Annotated in this window: 10 protein-coding genes; 5 read left to right on the top strand and 5 right to left on the bottom strand. The window is 66.7% G+C overall.

What is annotated here, in order from left to right; genetic code table 11:
- The first annotated feature begins 21 nt into the window (after positions 1–21).
- Together ETR14_RS19390 and ETR14_RS19385 are read left to right on the top strand one after the other, a co-directional pair.
- Positions 22–1,077, top strand: a complete 1,056-nt coding sequence (locus tag ETR14_RS19390; protein WP_129387746.1) for a DUF3616 domain-containing protein — start codon at positions 22–24, stop codon at positions 1,075–1,077.
- A 144-nt stretch (positions 1,078–1,221) separates the two neighbouring features.
- On the top strand, positions 1,222–1,500 hold the full coding sequence (locus tag ETR14_RS19385) for a hypothetical protein (RefSeq protein WP_129387743.1): 279 nt from the start codon (positions 1,222–1,224) through the stop codon (positions 1,498–1,500).
- A gap of 71 nt (positions 1,501–1,571) precedes the next feature.
- Here the strand turns inward: ETR14_RS19385 and ETR14_RS19380 are convergent, their stop codons facing one another.
- Complete coding sequence (locus ETR14_RS19380) at positions 1,572–1,970, bottom strand: HIRAN domain-containing protein (RefSeq protein ID WP_165356529.1); 399 nt, start codon at positions 1,968–1,970, stop codon at positions 1,572–1,574.
- A 178-nt stretch (positions 1,971–2,148) separates the two neighbouring features.
- Here ETR14_RS19380 and ETR14_RS19375 point away from each other — a divergent pair, with 178 nt between their 5' ends.
- Positions 2,149–4,554, top strand: a complete 2,406-nt coding sequence (locus ETR14_RS19375; protein ID WP_243455587.1) for a zinc-dependent metalloprotease — start codon at positions 2,149–2,151, stop codon at positions 4,552–4,554.
- 171 nt (positions 4,555–4,725) lie between these two features.
- Positions 4,726–7,017, top strand: a complete 2,292-nt coding sequence (locus ETR14_RS19370) for a bifunctional diguanylate cyclase/phosphodiesterase (RefSeq protein WP_129387734.1) — start codon at positions 4,726–4,728, stop codon at positions 7,015–7,017.
- Positions 7,018–7,072: 55 nt separating this feature from the next.
- On the opposite strand, the gene ETR14_RS19365 is transcribed toward ETR14_RS19370, so the two are convergent.
- Both ETR14_RS19365 and ETR14_RS19360 read right to left on the bottom strand, forming a co-directional pair.
- Positions 7,073–7,393: a UrcA family protein gene (locus ETR14_RS19365; RefSeq protein ID WP_129387731.1), complete on the bottom strand. Its 321-nt coding sequence runs from the start codon at positions 7,391–7,393 to the stop codon at positions 7,073–7,075.
- 525 nt (positions 7,394–7,918) lie between these two features.
- Positions 7,919–9,496 (bottom strand): murein L,D-transpeptidase, encoded by a 1,578-nt coding sequence (locus ETR14_RS19360; RefSeq protein WP_243455586.1) that lies wholly within the window; start codon positions 9,494–9,496, stop codon positions 7,919–7,921.
- A gap of 209 nt (positions 9,497–9,705) precedes the next feature.
- Between ETR14_RS19360 and ETR14_RS19355 the strand changes: the two genes are divergently transcribed.
- Positions 9,706–10,734, top strand: a complete 1,029-nt coding sequence (locus ETR14_RS19355; RefSeq protein WP_129387728.1) for a cell wall hydrolase — start codon at positions 9,706–9,708, stop codon at positions 10,732–10,734.
- Between the two features lie 3 nt (positions 10,735–10,737).
- Here ETR14_RS19355 and ETR14_RS19350 read toward each other — a convergent pair whose 3' ends face one another.
- Together ETR14_RS19350 and ETR14_RS19345 are read right to left on the bottom strand one after the other, a co-directional pair.
- Positions 10,738–12,408, bottom strand: a complete 1,671-nt coding sequence (locus ETR14_RS19350; RefSeq protein ID WP_129387725.1) for a M20/M25/M40 family metallo-hydrolase — start codon at positions 12,406–12,408, stop codon at positions 10,738–10,740.
- 134 nt (positions 12,409–12,542) lie between these two features.
- Positions 12,543–14,258: an amidohydrolase family protein gene (locus ETR14_RS19345; RefSeq protein ID WP_129387722.1), complete on the bottom strand. Its 1,716-nt coding sequence runs from the start codon at positions 14,256–14,258 to the stop codon at positions 12,543–12,545.
- Positions 14,259–14,325 lie beyond the last annotated feature (67 nt).

Below are 14,325 nucleotides of genomic sequence, written 5' to 3'. Positions count from 1 at the left end.
GTTGCTTCCGGAGAGATCGAAATGAGCCTGTGGCCCGAACCTCACCAGCCTGCCGCCCAGGTCACCCTCCGCTTCGGCGATGTCGCCGACGAGGTGATCGAGAATTTGTCCGCCGGAACGCGGCTCGACGACACCTTGTTCGTGGCCGCCGACGAGCAGGCGCAAATCGAACGGCTGACGCGATCGCAGCAGGACTGGAGCGCGCATCAACGCTTCTCCATCGAGCGGCTGCTGCCCGTCGCCTTTCCGGATGAAGAGGCCGACATCGAAGGTCTCGCCGCCGACCATGGCTGGCTGTGGGTGGTCGGAAGCCATGCCCGCACCCGGCCGAAGCCCGAGAAGGCACCCGATTCGTGCATCGATCTGGCAGCGCTTGCCGATCTCAAGGATACGCGGCCGCGTGCCTTGCTCGGGCGCATCCCCCTCATCGAGCAGGACGGGCGATGGACCCCGGTGGCCCGCGACGGCACCCGGCGTGCCGGCATCCTCAAGCAGGGCAGACATGGCAATGCCGTCGCCAAGGCGTTCCGTCGCGATCCTTTGCTGAGGCCGTTCACGCGCATCCCCGCCAAGGAGGGCGGCATCGATGTCGAAGGGATTGCGGTCTGCGGAGATCGAGTCGTGCTCGGCATGCGTGGGCCGGTGATTGCGACTCATGCGGTGCTGATCGAATTCACGATCCGCGGCCGAAAGTCGGGAATGCTGCAATTGGCCGACGCCCCGGTCCGGCGGCTGCTTGCGCTCGAAGGTCTTGGGATCCGCGATCTGAAACGCTGCGGCGACGATCTGCTGATCCTCGCGGGCCCAACCACCGGCCTCAGCGGTCCGTGCGCGCTCTACCGGTGGCGTAACTGGGTCAACGATCCGCCTCACGATCCGGACCGGGTTCGCCTCCATCGCCCTGAGCGGATCTGCGAGCTTCCGTTCGGCCGCGGAGCGGATCATCCGGAGGGGCTCGCCTTATGGGATGATGACGGAGACGGCGCGCGCCAGATCCTGGTCATCTGCGACAGCCCCGCCGCGGCGCGGGTCACCGGCAAGGCGCTCCTCGCCGATGTCTTTCGCCTGCCCTTTTGAGCTGGAGCACCAAGCCTGTACGATCAGCTTCGATGCGGGTCGGTCGGATCCTACGGCCAGCGTCGGCATTGAGGCTCAAATGAGGCTCGAGACCAGAGTTGGCGTGACGGCGCCCTGGCGATCGGTGGGGATGGAGGTCTGACGATGAGAAACTCGCTGATGCTTAGCTCCGCCGCAGCGCTGATGACCAGTGCCGCCGGCGCACAGGATTATACCGGAAATGTCGATCCGTCGGCCTATAGCCTCCCAACGGTGATGCATTCCGCGATCGACGCCCGAGCCAAGACTCGCAAACAGAAGGTCAGCCCGAAGGCGGCGGCGGTCTGCGCCGACCTTCCCAAGACGCGCGCGCGCCTCGGCGCCGCCGATCCTCGCGTTCGAGAAATCGATCGGCGCTGCCGTCAGGCCGGGCTCGTGCGATGAGCTGACAGCCCCTCCCGCCCCGCGGGGCTCGGTTCTCGTGGTCGTCAATCGTCGGGCGGGATTTCGTCGGCTCAGAAGCCGCTGTCCGGATCGGACGCCATCGTCGAGACATCCGCAGCCGGCATTGCCGCGCCGGACCTTACCAGCGGCAGCGCTGGATCGTGCCCATCCAGGTTCAGCCGGATGACCGCCCTTCTGCTCGATCCTTCCTGGAAGATCGCCTTCATCTCCTGGCCCTGGCGCAACTTGCCCCCGATCCAGACGCAGCGCTCTGCGCTGAGGTAGCCGATCTGGACCCCACGACAGCTATAGACGGCAACTGCTGCCGGATCGGCCTTGTTGGTAGGCTCCGGCACCAGCGTCACCGGCTCGCCGGGCGTGCACATCGCCACCTCGAACTGGCGGTTGCCGCCGTCCCGGTTCGGGTAGGCGACGCCGACGATGATGAGGCTGAGATCCCGTTGAGCCATGTTCGCGCTATACGCCCGGCTGCGGAAAAGGCGACCGGCGTGATCCGCATCACGAGTGAACTTCGCACCGGACGCTAGACCACCCTCACCGCGCATGGCACGGGTGGGCGGACAGCAGGGAGATGGGCGAATGCATTTGGGGCAGCGGAGATCTGGTCGTTCGGTGCGGCGCCTGCGAGTGACGACAGCAATCATCGCCATTGCGGCGCTATCAGTCGGTGCTTCCGCGCAGAGCCCGGTGGATCGCCCCGGCAACACGATTCTGCCGCTCACCGCTGCGGCCGACGGCAAGATCCTTGCCACCGTACCAAAGCCCGGCGATGACGGGATCGCGCTTCGGCTGCTCCATGCGACCACGCTGCGCACCGGCGTCGGCTCGTCGCGGCTCGGCTTGGACCGGGCAAGTTTCGGGCCCACCCGTCTGATGACGGTCCGCCGCATCGGTGACAAGGTGGCGATCCAATATGAAAATGCCCGCTTCCGCGCCTCGCGGGGAAGCGCAAGCGAGCGCGCCGCGGTGCGCGACAGCTTCGCCGGCTCGACGGCTTGGGTCGGAGATGTCGTCGCCACGAAGCCCGACGGCAGCTTCACCTTCGACATTGCGCCCTATCTCGCGGGCGACGTCGCCGGGATCGCGCCCTCGCTGCAAGCCTCTGGCGCCAAGGGCTATCGGCAGGTGGAGAAAGCGAGCCTCGCCGATCCGGCGTCGATCAAGGCCTTCGCAGACAATGTCGAGGTCGACGCGTTGCAGACCTTCCGCTCCGAGGAGGCGAGCCCGTCCTCCGGGATCACCGCCCCCGACCCGCGCCAGATCGGCTTCGTCGTTCACCATTCGTTTGTACGACTGCCAGGGCCAGGCTATGCGCCGCGGCGGCTCGACCCTCGGGTGGGCGGCTTCGGCTCTCAGGCAATCGACTTTTCGGCGCCGCTCGGCGATCGCATCGTCTACGATCTCGTCAACCGCTTCCGGCTGGAGAAGGTCGATCCGAGCGCGGCCCGTTCGCCGGTCAAGAAGCCGATCGTCTTCTACGTCGACAATGCAGCGCCGGAGCCGATCCGATCGGCGTTGCTGGACGGGGTTCGCTGGTGGAGCGAGGCCTTCGATCGGGCCGGGTTCATCGACGGCTTTCGGGCAGAGATCCTTCCCGACGGGATCGATCCGATGGATGTGCGCTACAACGTCGTCAATTGGGTCAATCGCGAGACCCGCGGCTGGTCCTACGGCCAGGTCATCGCCGATCCCCGCACCGGCGAGATCGTCAAGGGCTCCGTTCTGCTCGGCTCGCTGCGGGTGCGCCAGGACATGCTGATATTCGATGCTTTGCTCGGCGCGTCTTCGGATCCGAACAGCCCGGCGGTCCGCGCCGCGCTCGCCCGGCTGCGCCAACTCGCCGCCCATGAAGTCGGCCACGCGCTGGGCCTCGTCCATAACTTCGCCGCCAGCACCCAGGCACGCGCGTCGGTGATGGATTATCCCGCACCGCGCATCGGCCTGGTCGATGGCCGCCCCGATCTCTCCGATGCCTACGGTGTCGGGCTCGGGGACTGGGATCGCTTCGCCGTCGACTGGGCCTATGGCGCACCGCCGCTGGGCACCGACGCGGATGGAGCAGCCCGCCGCAAAGCGGATGCGATGATCGCGTCGGGCGCGCGTTTCGTCAGCGACGCCGATGCGCGCGCACCCGGCTCCGCCCAGCCATGGGGCAGCCTCTGGGACGACGGTGCGGATCCGGTGGCCGAGCTCGAGCGCATGCTCGCCGTTCGTCAGGTCGCCCTCGCTCGGTTCGGCCCCGATGCGCTCCCTGCCGGCGCGCCATTGGCCGGGTTGCGGCGCAGCTTCGTACCGGTCTGGCTGCTTCACCGCTACCAAGTGGAAGCGGCTGCCAAGTTCGTCGGCGGCGTCGATTACGATTATGGCGTGGCAGGGGCCGGCCGCGCTGCCACGCCCGTCGCCGCAGCGGATCAGGATCGAGCGATCGGGGCCCTTCTCACGGCATTGCAACCACAGGCTCTCGCCGTACCGCCGCGACTGGTGCCCTCCCTGTCGGCGGCCGACGAGGGCAATGAAGACCCTCAGTTCGGCATCGAGATCATGCCGACGGCGGGCGGTCCCGTCTTCGATCCGCTTGCCGCAGCAGATGTCGGCGCGACGATGGTGCTCGGGCCGCTGCTCGATCGAACACGTCTGTCCCGCCTCCTGCTTCAGCACGCCGCCGACGCGGCGCAGCCGGGCGTAGGGGAACTGCTCGACCGGCTCAGCGCAGCGACGGTTGCGGATGTCTCGGACCCGTTGCGCCGAAGGATCGCCTATCGCAGCCTGATGGCCATCGCCGGCGTCGCGCTGAGCGATCGCACCGACCCGGAAGTGGCAGCCATCGCTGCCGAGCGGCTCAGCCGGACCGCCGACGGGTTAGGCAAATCGCGGGGAGACGGCGCGGAATCGGCCTGGCGGCGGGAAACGGCCGCATTGCTCCGAGATCGGGAACGCCTCGTGGCCGAACTTCAGCGCCAGGCGAAGCCGCCCGAAGTTCCACCCGGGATGCCGATTGGCGGCGCCGACGCGGGCGGCTGGCTCGACAGCTGAGCGTATACGCAGGCGGAGCACTTACGACATCCGCTTGCCTGGATCCGCTTCACCACCTGCAAAGCCTCTATAAAGAAAGGCGAAGATCGCGCCGGCGCTCTGACCGGCGACCGGTCGCGCGACACGCCGCGACAAGGTTGTGAGCAGGGCGAGAGGAGCTTGGTAGAAGGCGTGGAGACTGGGACGGCGCGTTTCCGAACACGGTTCGTCGTGCAGGTCATCCTGCCGGTGGCGGCGCTCGCCCTTGCCATCGCCCTGTTCGCCTTCGTCGGCGCGCGCACGTCCGCGCGCCAAAGCGATCAGGAGTCGATTGCGCGGCAAGCACGCGAGGTTGAGCTCGCCGTCAGCGCAACGCTGGACGAGCTGGCCCAAAGCCAGACCGGTGTCGCGATCTGGGATCCGGTTGTTCTCGAACTGCGCAAGTCCCGTCCCGATCGGGGATGGATCGACCAGAATGTCGGCACTTGGCTGAACTACGTCTTCGATCACGACGCCGATTTCATCCTCGATGCCCGCGACACCCCTGTCTACGCGATGATCGACGGCATTGGTGCAGATCCGGCGCGTTACCATCGGCTCGCCGAGTCGTTCCTTCCAATGGTACGGGCCGTTCGCGGCCGATCGTCGCGCAAGGCGAACCCGCACGAGCGTTTGCCGGGACAAGCGCTGGCGCCTGGCAGCAGCGTCCGAACGTCGGCCAGCACCTTTCACGCGACCGATCTCGCCACGGTCGGCGGGCGGCCGGCCGCCGTCAGCGTGATGCGGATCGTTCCGGATTCCTCGGCCGTACCGGCCACTCCGGGGCACGAGCCGCTGCTGGTCAGCATCCGCTATCTCGATGCCGATCTGATGCGCGAGCTCTCGCAGATCCGGTTGATCGCACGGGCGCGGGTGACCGACGCACCGGCAGCGCCGCAGTCGCTCGACCTCAGTATTCCCCTGATCTCAACGCGCGGTGTGCATCTGGGCTTCTTCACCTGGCGGCCTGAGCTTCCGGGAAGCACCGTCCTCCGGTCGACGGCACCGGTTGCGGCGGCGGCCTTCATCTCGGTTCTGGCGCTCCTGGCCCTGCTCGTTTTTGGCATTGCGAGACTGATGCGCAAGGATCTGCGCTCCCTCGCACTGCTGCAAGCCGCTCATGTCGAACTGAAGGCGAAGGAGGCGCAGGCGCATCACCTTGCCTATCACGATGCGCTGACCGACCTGCCCAACCGCGCCTTCTTTCACAACGCTGTGGATCAGGCGCTTGGCCAGCAGCGGCCGGGCAGCGCCTGCGCGGTGATGCTGCTCGATCTCGACCGCTTCAAGAAGGTGAACGATACACTGGGGCATCTCGGCGGCGATCTCTTGATCCAGGTCGTCGCCGGGCGGGTCCAGGCCTGCCTGCGCGAAGGTGATCTCGTGGCACGGATCGGTGGCGACGAGTTCGCGATCCTCATCCCGGCGCATGGCTCTAGCGACGCCACTGCCGGAACGGCCGAGGCGATCCTCAAGGCTCTCCGCGAGCCGTTCGAAATACTCGGCACGCAGGTCTTCATCGGTGTCAGTATCGGCATCGCAATTCACCCGGATTGTGCCGATGATCGGGCCGATCTGCTTCGCAAGGCCGACATCGCGATGTATCGCGCCAAGGCCGAAGGGCGGGACGCGTATCGTTTCTTCAATGCCGGCATGGACGAAAGCCTGATCGTTCGTCGCTCGCTCGAGCAGGATCTGCGGACGGCGCTCGACACCGGCGAAGGCTTATCCGTCTGCTACCAACCACAGATGGACGGTACCGGCAGCAAGGTGACGGGCCTGGAAGCGCTGATGCGCTGGCGCCATCCCAAGCGGGGAGAGCTGTCGCCGGACGCGTTCATTCCCATCGCCGAAGAGGCGGGACTGATCGATCAACTCGGCAGATGGGTATTGGAGCAGGCGTGCGGCGTGGCACGATGCTGGCCGGACCTGTCGATCGCAGTCAATGTCTCGCCCCTGCAGTTTCGGAAGCCCGGCTGTGCCGAGGCGATACGCCAGATCGTCCACGCGGCCGGAGTGGACCCGGCCCAGATCGAACTCGAGATCACGGAAGGCATCTTGCTCGACGAGGACGAAACGGTGCGCGACGCGCTGGTGCATCTTCGCCGGATGGGATTCCGCATCGCTCTCGACGACTTCGGGACCGGCTATTCGAGCCTCAGCTATCTGCGAAAATTCGAAGTCGACAAGATCAAGATCGACCGCAGCTTCGTGAAACGCCTCGGACACGACCTGGAAGCCGCGGCAATCATCCAGGCGGTGGTGACATTGGGCCATGCGATGGCCCTTTCGGTCACCGCGGAAGGCGTCGAGACGGAGGAGCAAGGGCAGATGCTACGGCTGGCCGGCTGCAACGAACTGCAGGGTTTCCTCTTCTCCGAAGCGGTCCCGCAGGCTGCGATCCGGCAGTTGGTCGATCGCAAACGAACGTCGCTGGCGGCGTGATTATGCCTTGGGAGGCGATCGCCTCGGCCGCCGCCAGGACCGAGATCGCAACAGGCTAATCGCCGCGACGTGCGAGGCGGACGCTGGTGTCGGCCTGCGTCCGGGCGAGCGCCACCTGCTCCGCGGAACTCGCAAGCACCTCATCGTGACAGTTCTGCGCGTTCAGCTTGTCGCGCAGGGGCAGGACCGGAACCCTGCCGCAGATCGCGTTCGCCGCATTCTTAAGGCGGCGGTCCAGCTGGGCATTGTCCTTCCACGTGGCAAGGTCGAGATCGGAGACCCGGATCGTGACCGAATTCGGCCGCGCGTCGGCGGGAGCGGTGAGGCCTGCGACGGACAGCGCGAGGGCCGCGGAAGCGAGAAGCGACTTGGACATGGGTCTCAATCCTGAACATGGCGGCTGAACATGGCGGTTGCGACGGGAGGGGCTCCTGCGGGATGAAGACAGGTCCTTTCTCCCGCCGCACGAACAGGATTAGGCGAGAGATACCGTGCGAAGCGCGTCCGCTTCTGCGCACGCGGTCCAGGCGTCTGCGAACGCGCGGGCGCGACGACCAAGCGGCACCTGGCATCGACGGACCGGCAAGATGCGGCCGAGCGCGAGACGCCTAGCCAGCGTCGACGATGCGATCCGAGCGGAGCCGCACGACATGGGTAGGAGCCGCGCTTCCTTCTTCTGGGGGAAGCACCGCCAGGGAAGATGATGCGCACGAAGCACCGCAATCGCACGCGCAACGGACGTGGCGGAGCCTGAAGGCAGATCCGAAGAGGCCAGGGATTACCCGATGAACGTTGACGCCGCGCCAAGCCGCACTGGCGCACGCAGTCACCAGAACGGCGGGAGCGGCTATCCGCCCCTATCCTCCCCTAGCGCGGCTCGGGAGGATAGCGGACGCCCTGCTTACGGCCCGACGTCGGTGACGTGGGTCTTCACCCGCGGTCGGATCTGGCCCTCGAAGCCGAGCGCCTGGGCAAGCTTGTCGTCCCACCCATAGGGATCGGTGCGGAACACGACCTTGCCGCCGTCCAGATAGGCGCTGTGGTAAAGCAGCCTTACCGGTATCTGGTTGGGCAAGGGTACCGGCGTCTCCTTCTTGGTTGCCAGCGCCTTGTCGAACGCTTCGCGCTGTCCCTGATCATCGGCGAGCAAGCGGGCGAAGCCGATCGCGTCATCGACCCGGGCGCAGCCGTGGCTTGAATGGCGCTGCGTGCTCGCGAACAGCGCCTTGGCCGGCGTGTCATGCAGGTAAATGGCATGATCGTTGATCATGTCGAACTTGACCAGACCCAACGCTGACTTCGGCCCCGGCTGCTGCACCAGGCGCCCGTTCTTGGTGACGATATTCTCCTTCGCCATATAGGTGGCGCCCTTGGGTATGATCTCTTCCTTGGCGATGGAGTCCGGGATCGTCCAATCGGGATTGGCGACCAGGCGGGCAATGGGCGATCCGAGTTCGGGGGTCTCCCAATCGGGCTGGCCGACCACGACCTTGCGCCGGTTCGCCGCCTGGCCGTCGCGCCAATAGGTGAGCTCGGCGGCGGCGGTGTTGACGTCGATCCGCGTCGGCGGCGGAGTGCGGGCGAGCCAGCGCCGCCGCTCCAAATTGACCGCAAGGATCCGCGCCCGCTCCTTGGCGCCGGTGTTGAGCGCCTCGATCGTCGAATTTCCGATCACGCCGTCCGGCTCGATGCCGTAATCCGCCTGCACCTTCTTCACGGCGGCGACGAGCTCCGGCGTGTAGCCGCTCGAGCCGGTCGCGGCTTTCGGGGCGGCTTCCGCCTGCGCGTTGCCGCTCGCCTCCGCTTCCTGGGCGGATTGTGCGGCGGCGAGATAGCCATTGCTCCGCAAACCCTCGGCGATTTGCGGCACCCGCGGGTCACGACTTCCCGGTTTGATCGGATCGCCGGCCTGGATCGCCGCTTTCTGCTCCTGCGCGGCGCGCTGCCGATACGCGAGATAGGCGTCCTGAAGCGCTTTGTATTCCGCATCCTGCGGCGCGAGTCCCGCAAGCCAGGCGCGCACGCCGCCGCCGTTGATTGCCTGGCTCAGGCCGCCGATCAGATCGACCTGATTCATCGGCACTTCGTAGACTTCGAAGATCTTGCGAGGATCGACGAAGCCGATGGCAAGCGCTTGACCATAATCGAGAGCCGCAAGGGTGAGCGCAGCCTCACGCTCGGCCGCATTCGCGCCGGCCTTCGCATTCTTGACATAGCCGTCGGCGTTGATGCCATGGCGCTCCGCATCGGCGAAGGCCGAGGTCAGCTCGGCCGACCGTTCGGCGTTCCAGACCGGTGCCCAATTGCGCGCCGCGTAGAAACGCTTGACCCGCTCGTCCTTGACTGCCGCCTGCAGATCTTGCGGCGAGACCTGGTTCGGATCGACAGTGACGGTCTCGCCTTTCGTCCCCCCGCTCTGGCTGCCACAACCGGCAACCAGCATGGCCGCCACCGATACGCACACCAACAGTTTCCGCATGAATCCAGACGCCTCGCATTTCGATGAGGGGGTGGAACGTCCCACCCACCCGTAACGATCCGAAGCGTCGACTTTCCCTGCCGAATTAACGATCTCGCCCGCTTGGTGCCAGAACGGGACAGCCGGATTCAGGGGGAAGGCAGACGGCCTGAAACGCGATAACCGAAGCTCGGCAGGCACCATAAAGAGGCGGATTTCAGCGGGTGGCAGTGTCGGACAGCTTGATCGTCGGCGCCCTTCGCGAGGCCTTGCACGGCCGCGGGCGAGAGATCGCGGCGCTTGGCCTGCTCCTGTTCGGCGCGTCCTGCGTTCCGCTGGGTGCAAGTCCGCGCACCGTGCCGCAGACCTTCGCCGCGGAGATGGTGTCGTCGGCGATCCCGGCCGCACCCGATCCGCGTGCCAGCGCCCCCGCGATGGAAGTCGATGCGATGGGCATCAAGCCGGTTTCGGCGGGAGACGCCGTGACGCTCAACGCCGCCATTCCGTTCGCCGCCATGCCCAATCCGCGCGCATCGGCAACCGTCTTCCGGGCGGGCAGCGTCGTCGACCAGCAGCGCTCGCTGCAATGCCTCGCCGAAGCGGTCTATTACGAGGCGCGCTCGGAGAGCGAAGACGGCCAGCGCGCGGTCGCCCAGGTCGTACTCAATCGCGCCCGCCACCCGGCTTATCCCGGAACGGTGTGCGGAGTCGTCTATCAGGGTCCGCTCAAGGCCGGCGGTGGGTGTCAATTCACCTTCACCTGCGATGGATCGCTCGGCCAGCCGCCATCGGGCGTGTCGTGGCTGCGGGCGCGCCGCATCGCATCGGAAGCGCTCGCCGGTTCGGTCTATGCCGGAGTGGGCTATGCAACGCATTACCATACCCAGCAGGTGCTGCCCTTCTGGGCCTACAAGCTCGCCAAGGTGGCGGTGGTCGGCAGCCACAATTTCTACCGCATGCCTGGCGACTGGGGCGCGCCCGCCGCATTCAGGCGCTTGTACGCCGGCCGCGAGCCCTCGCCTGCAGTGGTGATCGCCAATCGCCTTCCGGCGAACTTCCCGAAGGCAGTTCCGGCAGCGCCCACGCCCGCCCGCCTGCCCTACGCGATCGCCGATCTCGCCGGCCCATCGCGCGCGGCACCGAGGCTCGCGCTGCATGCGCCGGTCGACGAGGCGCCGGTGTCCACCGTTCGCGAGGAGTATCGCAATTCCGGTCGCTACCTGAGTGACATTCCTCCTGCCGAAACCGTGATACGCTAGGCCTCAACGGCGCTCCGCCTCGCTTTGCTGGCGGATGCCCGCGAACTCGGAGCCTTGTTTCCAGGCAGGCCAATCGCTGCCGAAGGCGAGTTCGCGGCCGATCGTGTAGAGGAGGGAAATGTCCTGCGCGGCGCCGCGCAGATCCCAGTCGGGGCTCCAGGAATCGCATGTCTGGTGGTAGCAGTTTGCGGTGAACTCGCTCACCCAGCGGTCGCCGGCCGTGCGACCGCCATCCACCAGATCGACGCCGCCGCCCAGCGCCATCAGCAACAGCGTCGGCACGCCCTTGCGGGCAAAGGCGAAATGGTCGGCGCGGTAGAACAGACCGCGCTCCGGCTTGGCATCGGCGGTGATCGTCCGCCCCTGGCCGTCGGCGGCACGTGCGAGTCGATCCTCCAGATCGTTCTGTCCCTGGCCGATCAGCACGACGTCGCGCGCCGGACCATTGGGCTGGAGGGTGTCGAGGGTGAGGTTCGCAACGGCCTTGGCCATCGGGAATTTGGGATTGGCGGAATAGGATTCGGCCCCGAGCAATCCGCGCTCCTCGGCGGTCCAGGCGGCGAAGACGAGCGTGCGATCGGGCCTTGGCCCCGCCTTGAAGGCACGGGCAATCTCGATCACGCCGGCAAGGCCGAGCGCGTCATCGAGCGCTCCGGGTCGGACTCGCCGCCCTTCGGCGTCGGGAGCGCCGATTCCGTACGCGTCCCAATGTCCGGCAAACCAGATCGTCTCGTCGGGCCGCTTTGCCCCGGCGACCTTGGCCAGAACGTTGTGGCTCTCCACGCGGCTGGTGGCGACGCTGAAATCCGCGTCCAGCCGCGCGCCGAGATCGATGGGTTTGAAGGCGGACGTCCGGGCCTGCCGCTTCACCGCCTCGAAATCCAGGCCGGCGCGGCGGAACAGATCCTCGGTCACCCTGCGCTGGATCCAGCCTTGCAGCAGCACCGGCTGCTGCGCACCGGGCTTGAGCACGATGTTGTAATTCTCCCCGCCCGGCGCCTGGACCGTATTCCAGCCATAGCCTGCGCCGTCCGTCTCATGGACGACGAGAGCGGCAATGGCGCCGCGACGGGCCGCTTCCTCGAACTTGTACGACCAGCGCCCATAATAGGTCATCGCGCGGCCGCCGAACCTGCCTGCCACCGCATCGCCGGCGACCGCCTCGAAATCGGGATCGTTGACCAGGAAGACGGCAACCTTGCCTTTGAGGTCGACGCCCTTGAAATCGTCCCACTGCCGCTCCGGCGCCGAGACTCCATACCCCACGAACACCATCGGCGCCGCCGCGATCCTGGCCCTGTCGACCTCGCGAACCGTGCTCAGATAAATGTCGTCGGGGACACGGAGCGCGATGCGATCGCCACCGCGCGCGATCTCGGCTCGGCCGGGCCGTTCGAGCTGAGTTCGGATCAGCGGCACCCGCTGGACGAACGTGCCGTCGTCGCCGGCCGGCTCCAGCCCGAGCTGACGAAACTGCTCCGAGAGGTAAGCGATCGTCTTCGCTTCGCCCACGGTTCCGGGCGCACGTCCTTCGAACGCGTCGGAGGCGAGAGTCCGGGTAATCTGCGACAGCCGTTCGGTATCGATCGGTCCGGCGCCGAATTCGGCCGGGCGATTGCCGCCGGCGGCGCAGCCGGCGAGAAGCAGAGGCAGGAGAAGCAAGGCAGATTTCATCAGGTGTGATTTCCACGCAAGGAGGAGACGTCGAAGCGTCCAACCCCCGGTCGGTGGCTTCGTTGCAGAGGACCCGAACCGCCCTCACGCTGCCACCGCTTTGCGGCGGGACGTTGAACGGAGCCACGGCACCGTCAGGCGGGGCACTTCCCCGCGCCTCGTCCTTTCACGAACCGGCCCGGCGTCGCACCGACATGCTCGCCGTCGCGCAGCACCTGCATCCCATTGACGAAGACATGGCGCATGCCGATCGCATAGCTTTGCGGTTTCTCGAAGGTTGCAGTGTCGCCGATCTTGGCGGGATCGAACAGGACGATATCCGCGAAATAGCCGGGCTTGAGCGCGCCGCGATCCGCGAGGCCGAGATTGGATGCCGGAAAGGCGCTCAGCCGCCGCACTGCCTCCTGCAACGACAGGCGCTTCTCGTCGCGCGCATATTTGCCCAGCACGCGGGCGAAATTGCCGTAGGCGCGCGGATGGGTGCTCGACTTGAGGAAGACGCCTTCGGGGGCCTGTGACGAGGCGTCGGAGCCGAAGCTGACCCAGGGCAGGCTGGTCTGCCGCGCGACATTTGCCTCGTTCATGCCGAAATAGGCGACCTGGATCCGGGTATGATCCTCGATGATGAGATCGGCCGCGGTCTCCTGCGGCGATTTGCCGCGGATGCGGGCGACATCGGCCAAAGTCTTGCCGGTCAGCGGCTTCAGCGCCGGGTTCTTGAAAGCCAGCAGCAGCACCTTGTCGGGCTCGTGCACAAGCAATTTCATGTTCTCGGAGCCCTCGGCCCTGCCCATCTCGGCAAGCAGGCGCGCCCGTGTCGGCGGATCCTGCAGCCGCTTCACCCACGCATCGATACCGCCCTCCTGCACCCACAGGGGCATCGCCGCATCGAGCCCGGTCGAACTCGCCGGATAGGTATACATGTCGGCGGTGATCTTGAGGCCGCGGGCCCGTGCGGCCTCCACTCGCGCGATCGCTGCGTCGAGCTTGCCCCAGTTCTCGCGACCCGATTGCTTCAGATGGTAAATCTCGGCCGGAGCGCCCGACTTGTCGGCGATCTCGATCAGCTCGTCGATCGATTCCAGCAGCTTCGGCCCTTCGTCGCGGATGTGGCTGATGTACAGGCCGCCGCATTTCGCGGCCTCGCTCGCGAGCGCGATCAGCTCGGGCGTCTCGGCGAAATAGGCCGGCGCGTAGATCAGCGAGGAGCCGACGCCGAGCGCCCCCTCGTTCATCGCGTCGCGAACCAGGCCGCGCATCCGATCGAGCTGCGCAGGGGTCGGATCGACATCGTTGCGGCCAAGCTCGTGGACGCGGACCGTGGTCGCACCGACGAAGCTGGCGACGTTGGGAGACACGCCCTTCTTTTCGAGCATGGTGAGATACTCGCCAAGCGACGTCCAGGTGATCGGATAGCGTATATCCCCCTGCTCTTCCGCTTCCTGCCGCTTCATCTCGGGGTTGAGCGGCCCCATCGAGCTGCCTTCGCCGAACACTTCCAGGGTGACGCCCTGGCGGATGTCGCTCTGGCTGCGCCCGTCCTCGATCAGGCTCTCGGTCGCCCAGCTCAGCATGTTGATGAAGCCGGGCGCGACCGCGAGGCCGGCGGCGTCGATCTCGCTCCGGCCGCTGCCGGAGATGCGCGGCGCAACCGCGACGATCCGATCCTGCCTCACCGCGACATCGCCGATGAACGGCGGACCGCCGCTGCCGTCGTAAATGGAACCGCCACGCAGGACGAGATCGAAGGCCGGCGAGCCAGCGGAGGAAGCTACCGCGCTCGGTGCGGCGGCACAGCCGGCGAGCAGCGCCGAAGCGGCCGAGACGAGGACGAAAGCACGCACGGACATAAAAATCCCCCTTTCACGAGCCGCGAGGCTAGCGAAAGGGGGATGGATGTCCAGCCGCCGGGGGCAT

The organism is Sphingosinicella sp. BN140058 (assembly GCF_004135585.1).
GTDB lineage: Bacteria > Pseudomonadota > Alphaproteobacteria > Sphingomonadales > Sphingomonadaceae > Allosphingosinicella.
The sequence above is the reverse complement of the archived record's forward strand: the minus strand, read 5'-3'. Positions and strand labels throughout refer to the sequence as shown.

Bases quoted from the DNA above. Each gene is read 5' to 3' on its own strand.
- ETR14_RS19390 (WP_129387746.1), top strand. From the start codon at position 22: ATGAGCCTGTGGCCCGAACCTCACCAGCCTGCCGCCCAGGTCACCCTC.
- ETR14_RS19385 (WP_129387743.1), top strand. From the start codon at position 1,222: ATGAGAAACTCGCTGATGCTTAGCTCCGCCGCAGCGCTGATGACCAGT.
- ETR14_RS19380 (WP_165356529.1), bottom strand. From the start codon at position 1,970: ATGGCTCAACGGGATCTCAGCCTCATCATCGTCGGCGTCGCCTACCCG.
- ETR14_RS19365 (WP_129387731.1), bottom strand. From the start codon at position 7,393: ATGTCCAAGTCGCTTCTCGCTTCCGCGGCCCTCGCGCTGTCCGTCGCA.
- ETR14_RS19360 (WP_243455586.1), bottom strand. From the start codon at position 9,496: ATGCGGAAACTGTTGGTGTGCGTATCGGTGGCGGCCATGCTGGTTGCC.
- ETR14_RS19350 (WP_129387725.1), bottom strand. From the start codon at position 12,408: ATGAAATCTGCCTTGCTTCTCCTGCCTCTGCTTCTCGCCGGCTGCGCC.
- ETR14_RS19345 (WP_129387722.1), bottom strand. From the start codon at position 14,258: ATGTCCGTGCGTGCTTTCGTCCTCGTCTCGGCCGCTTCGGCGCTGCTC.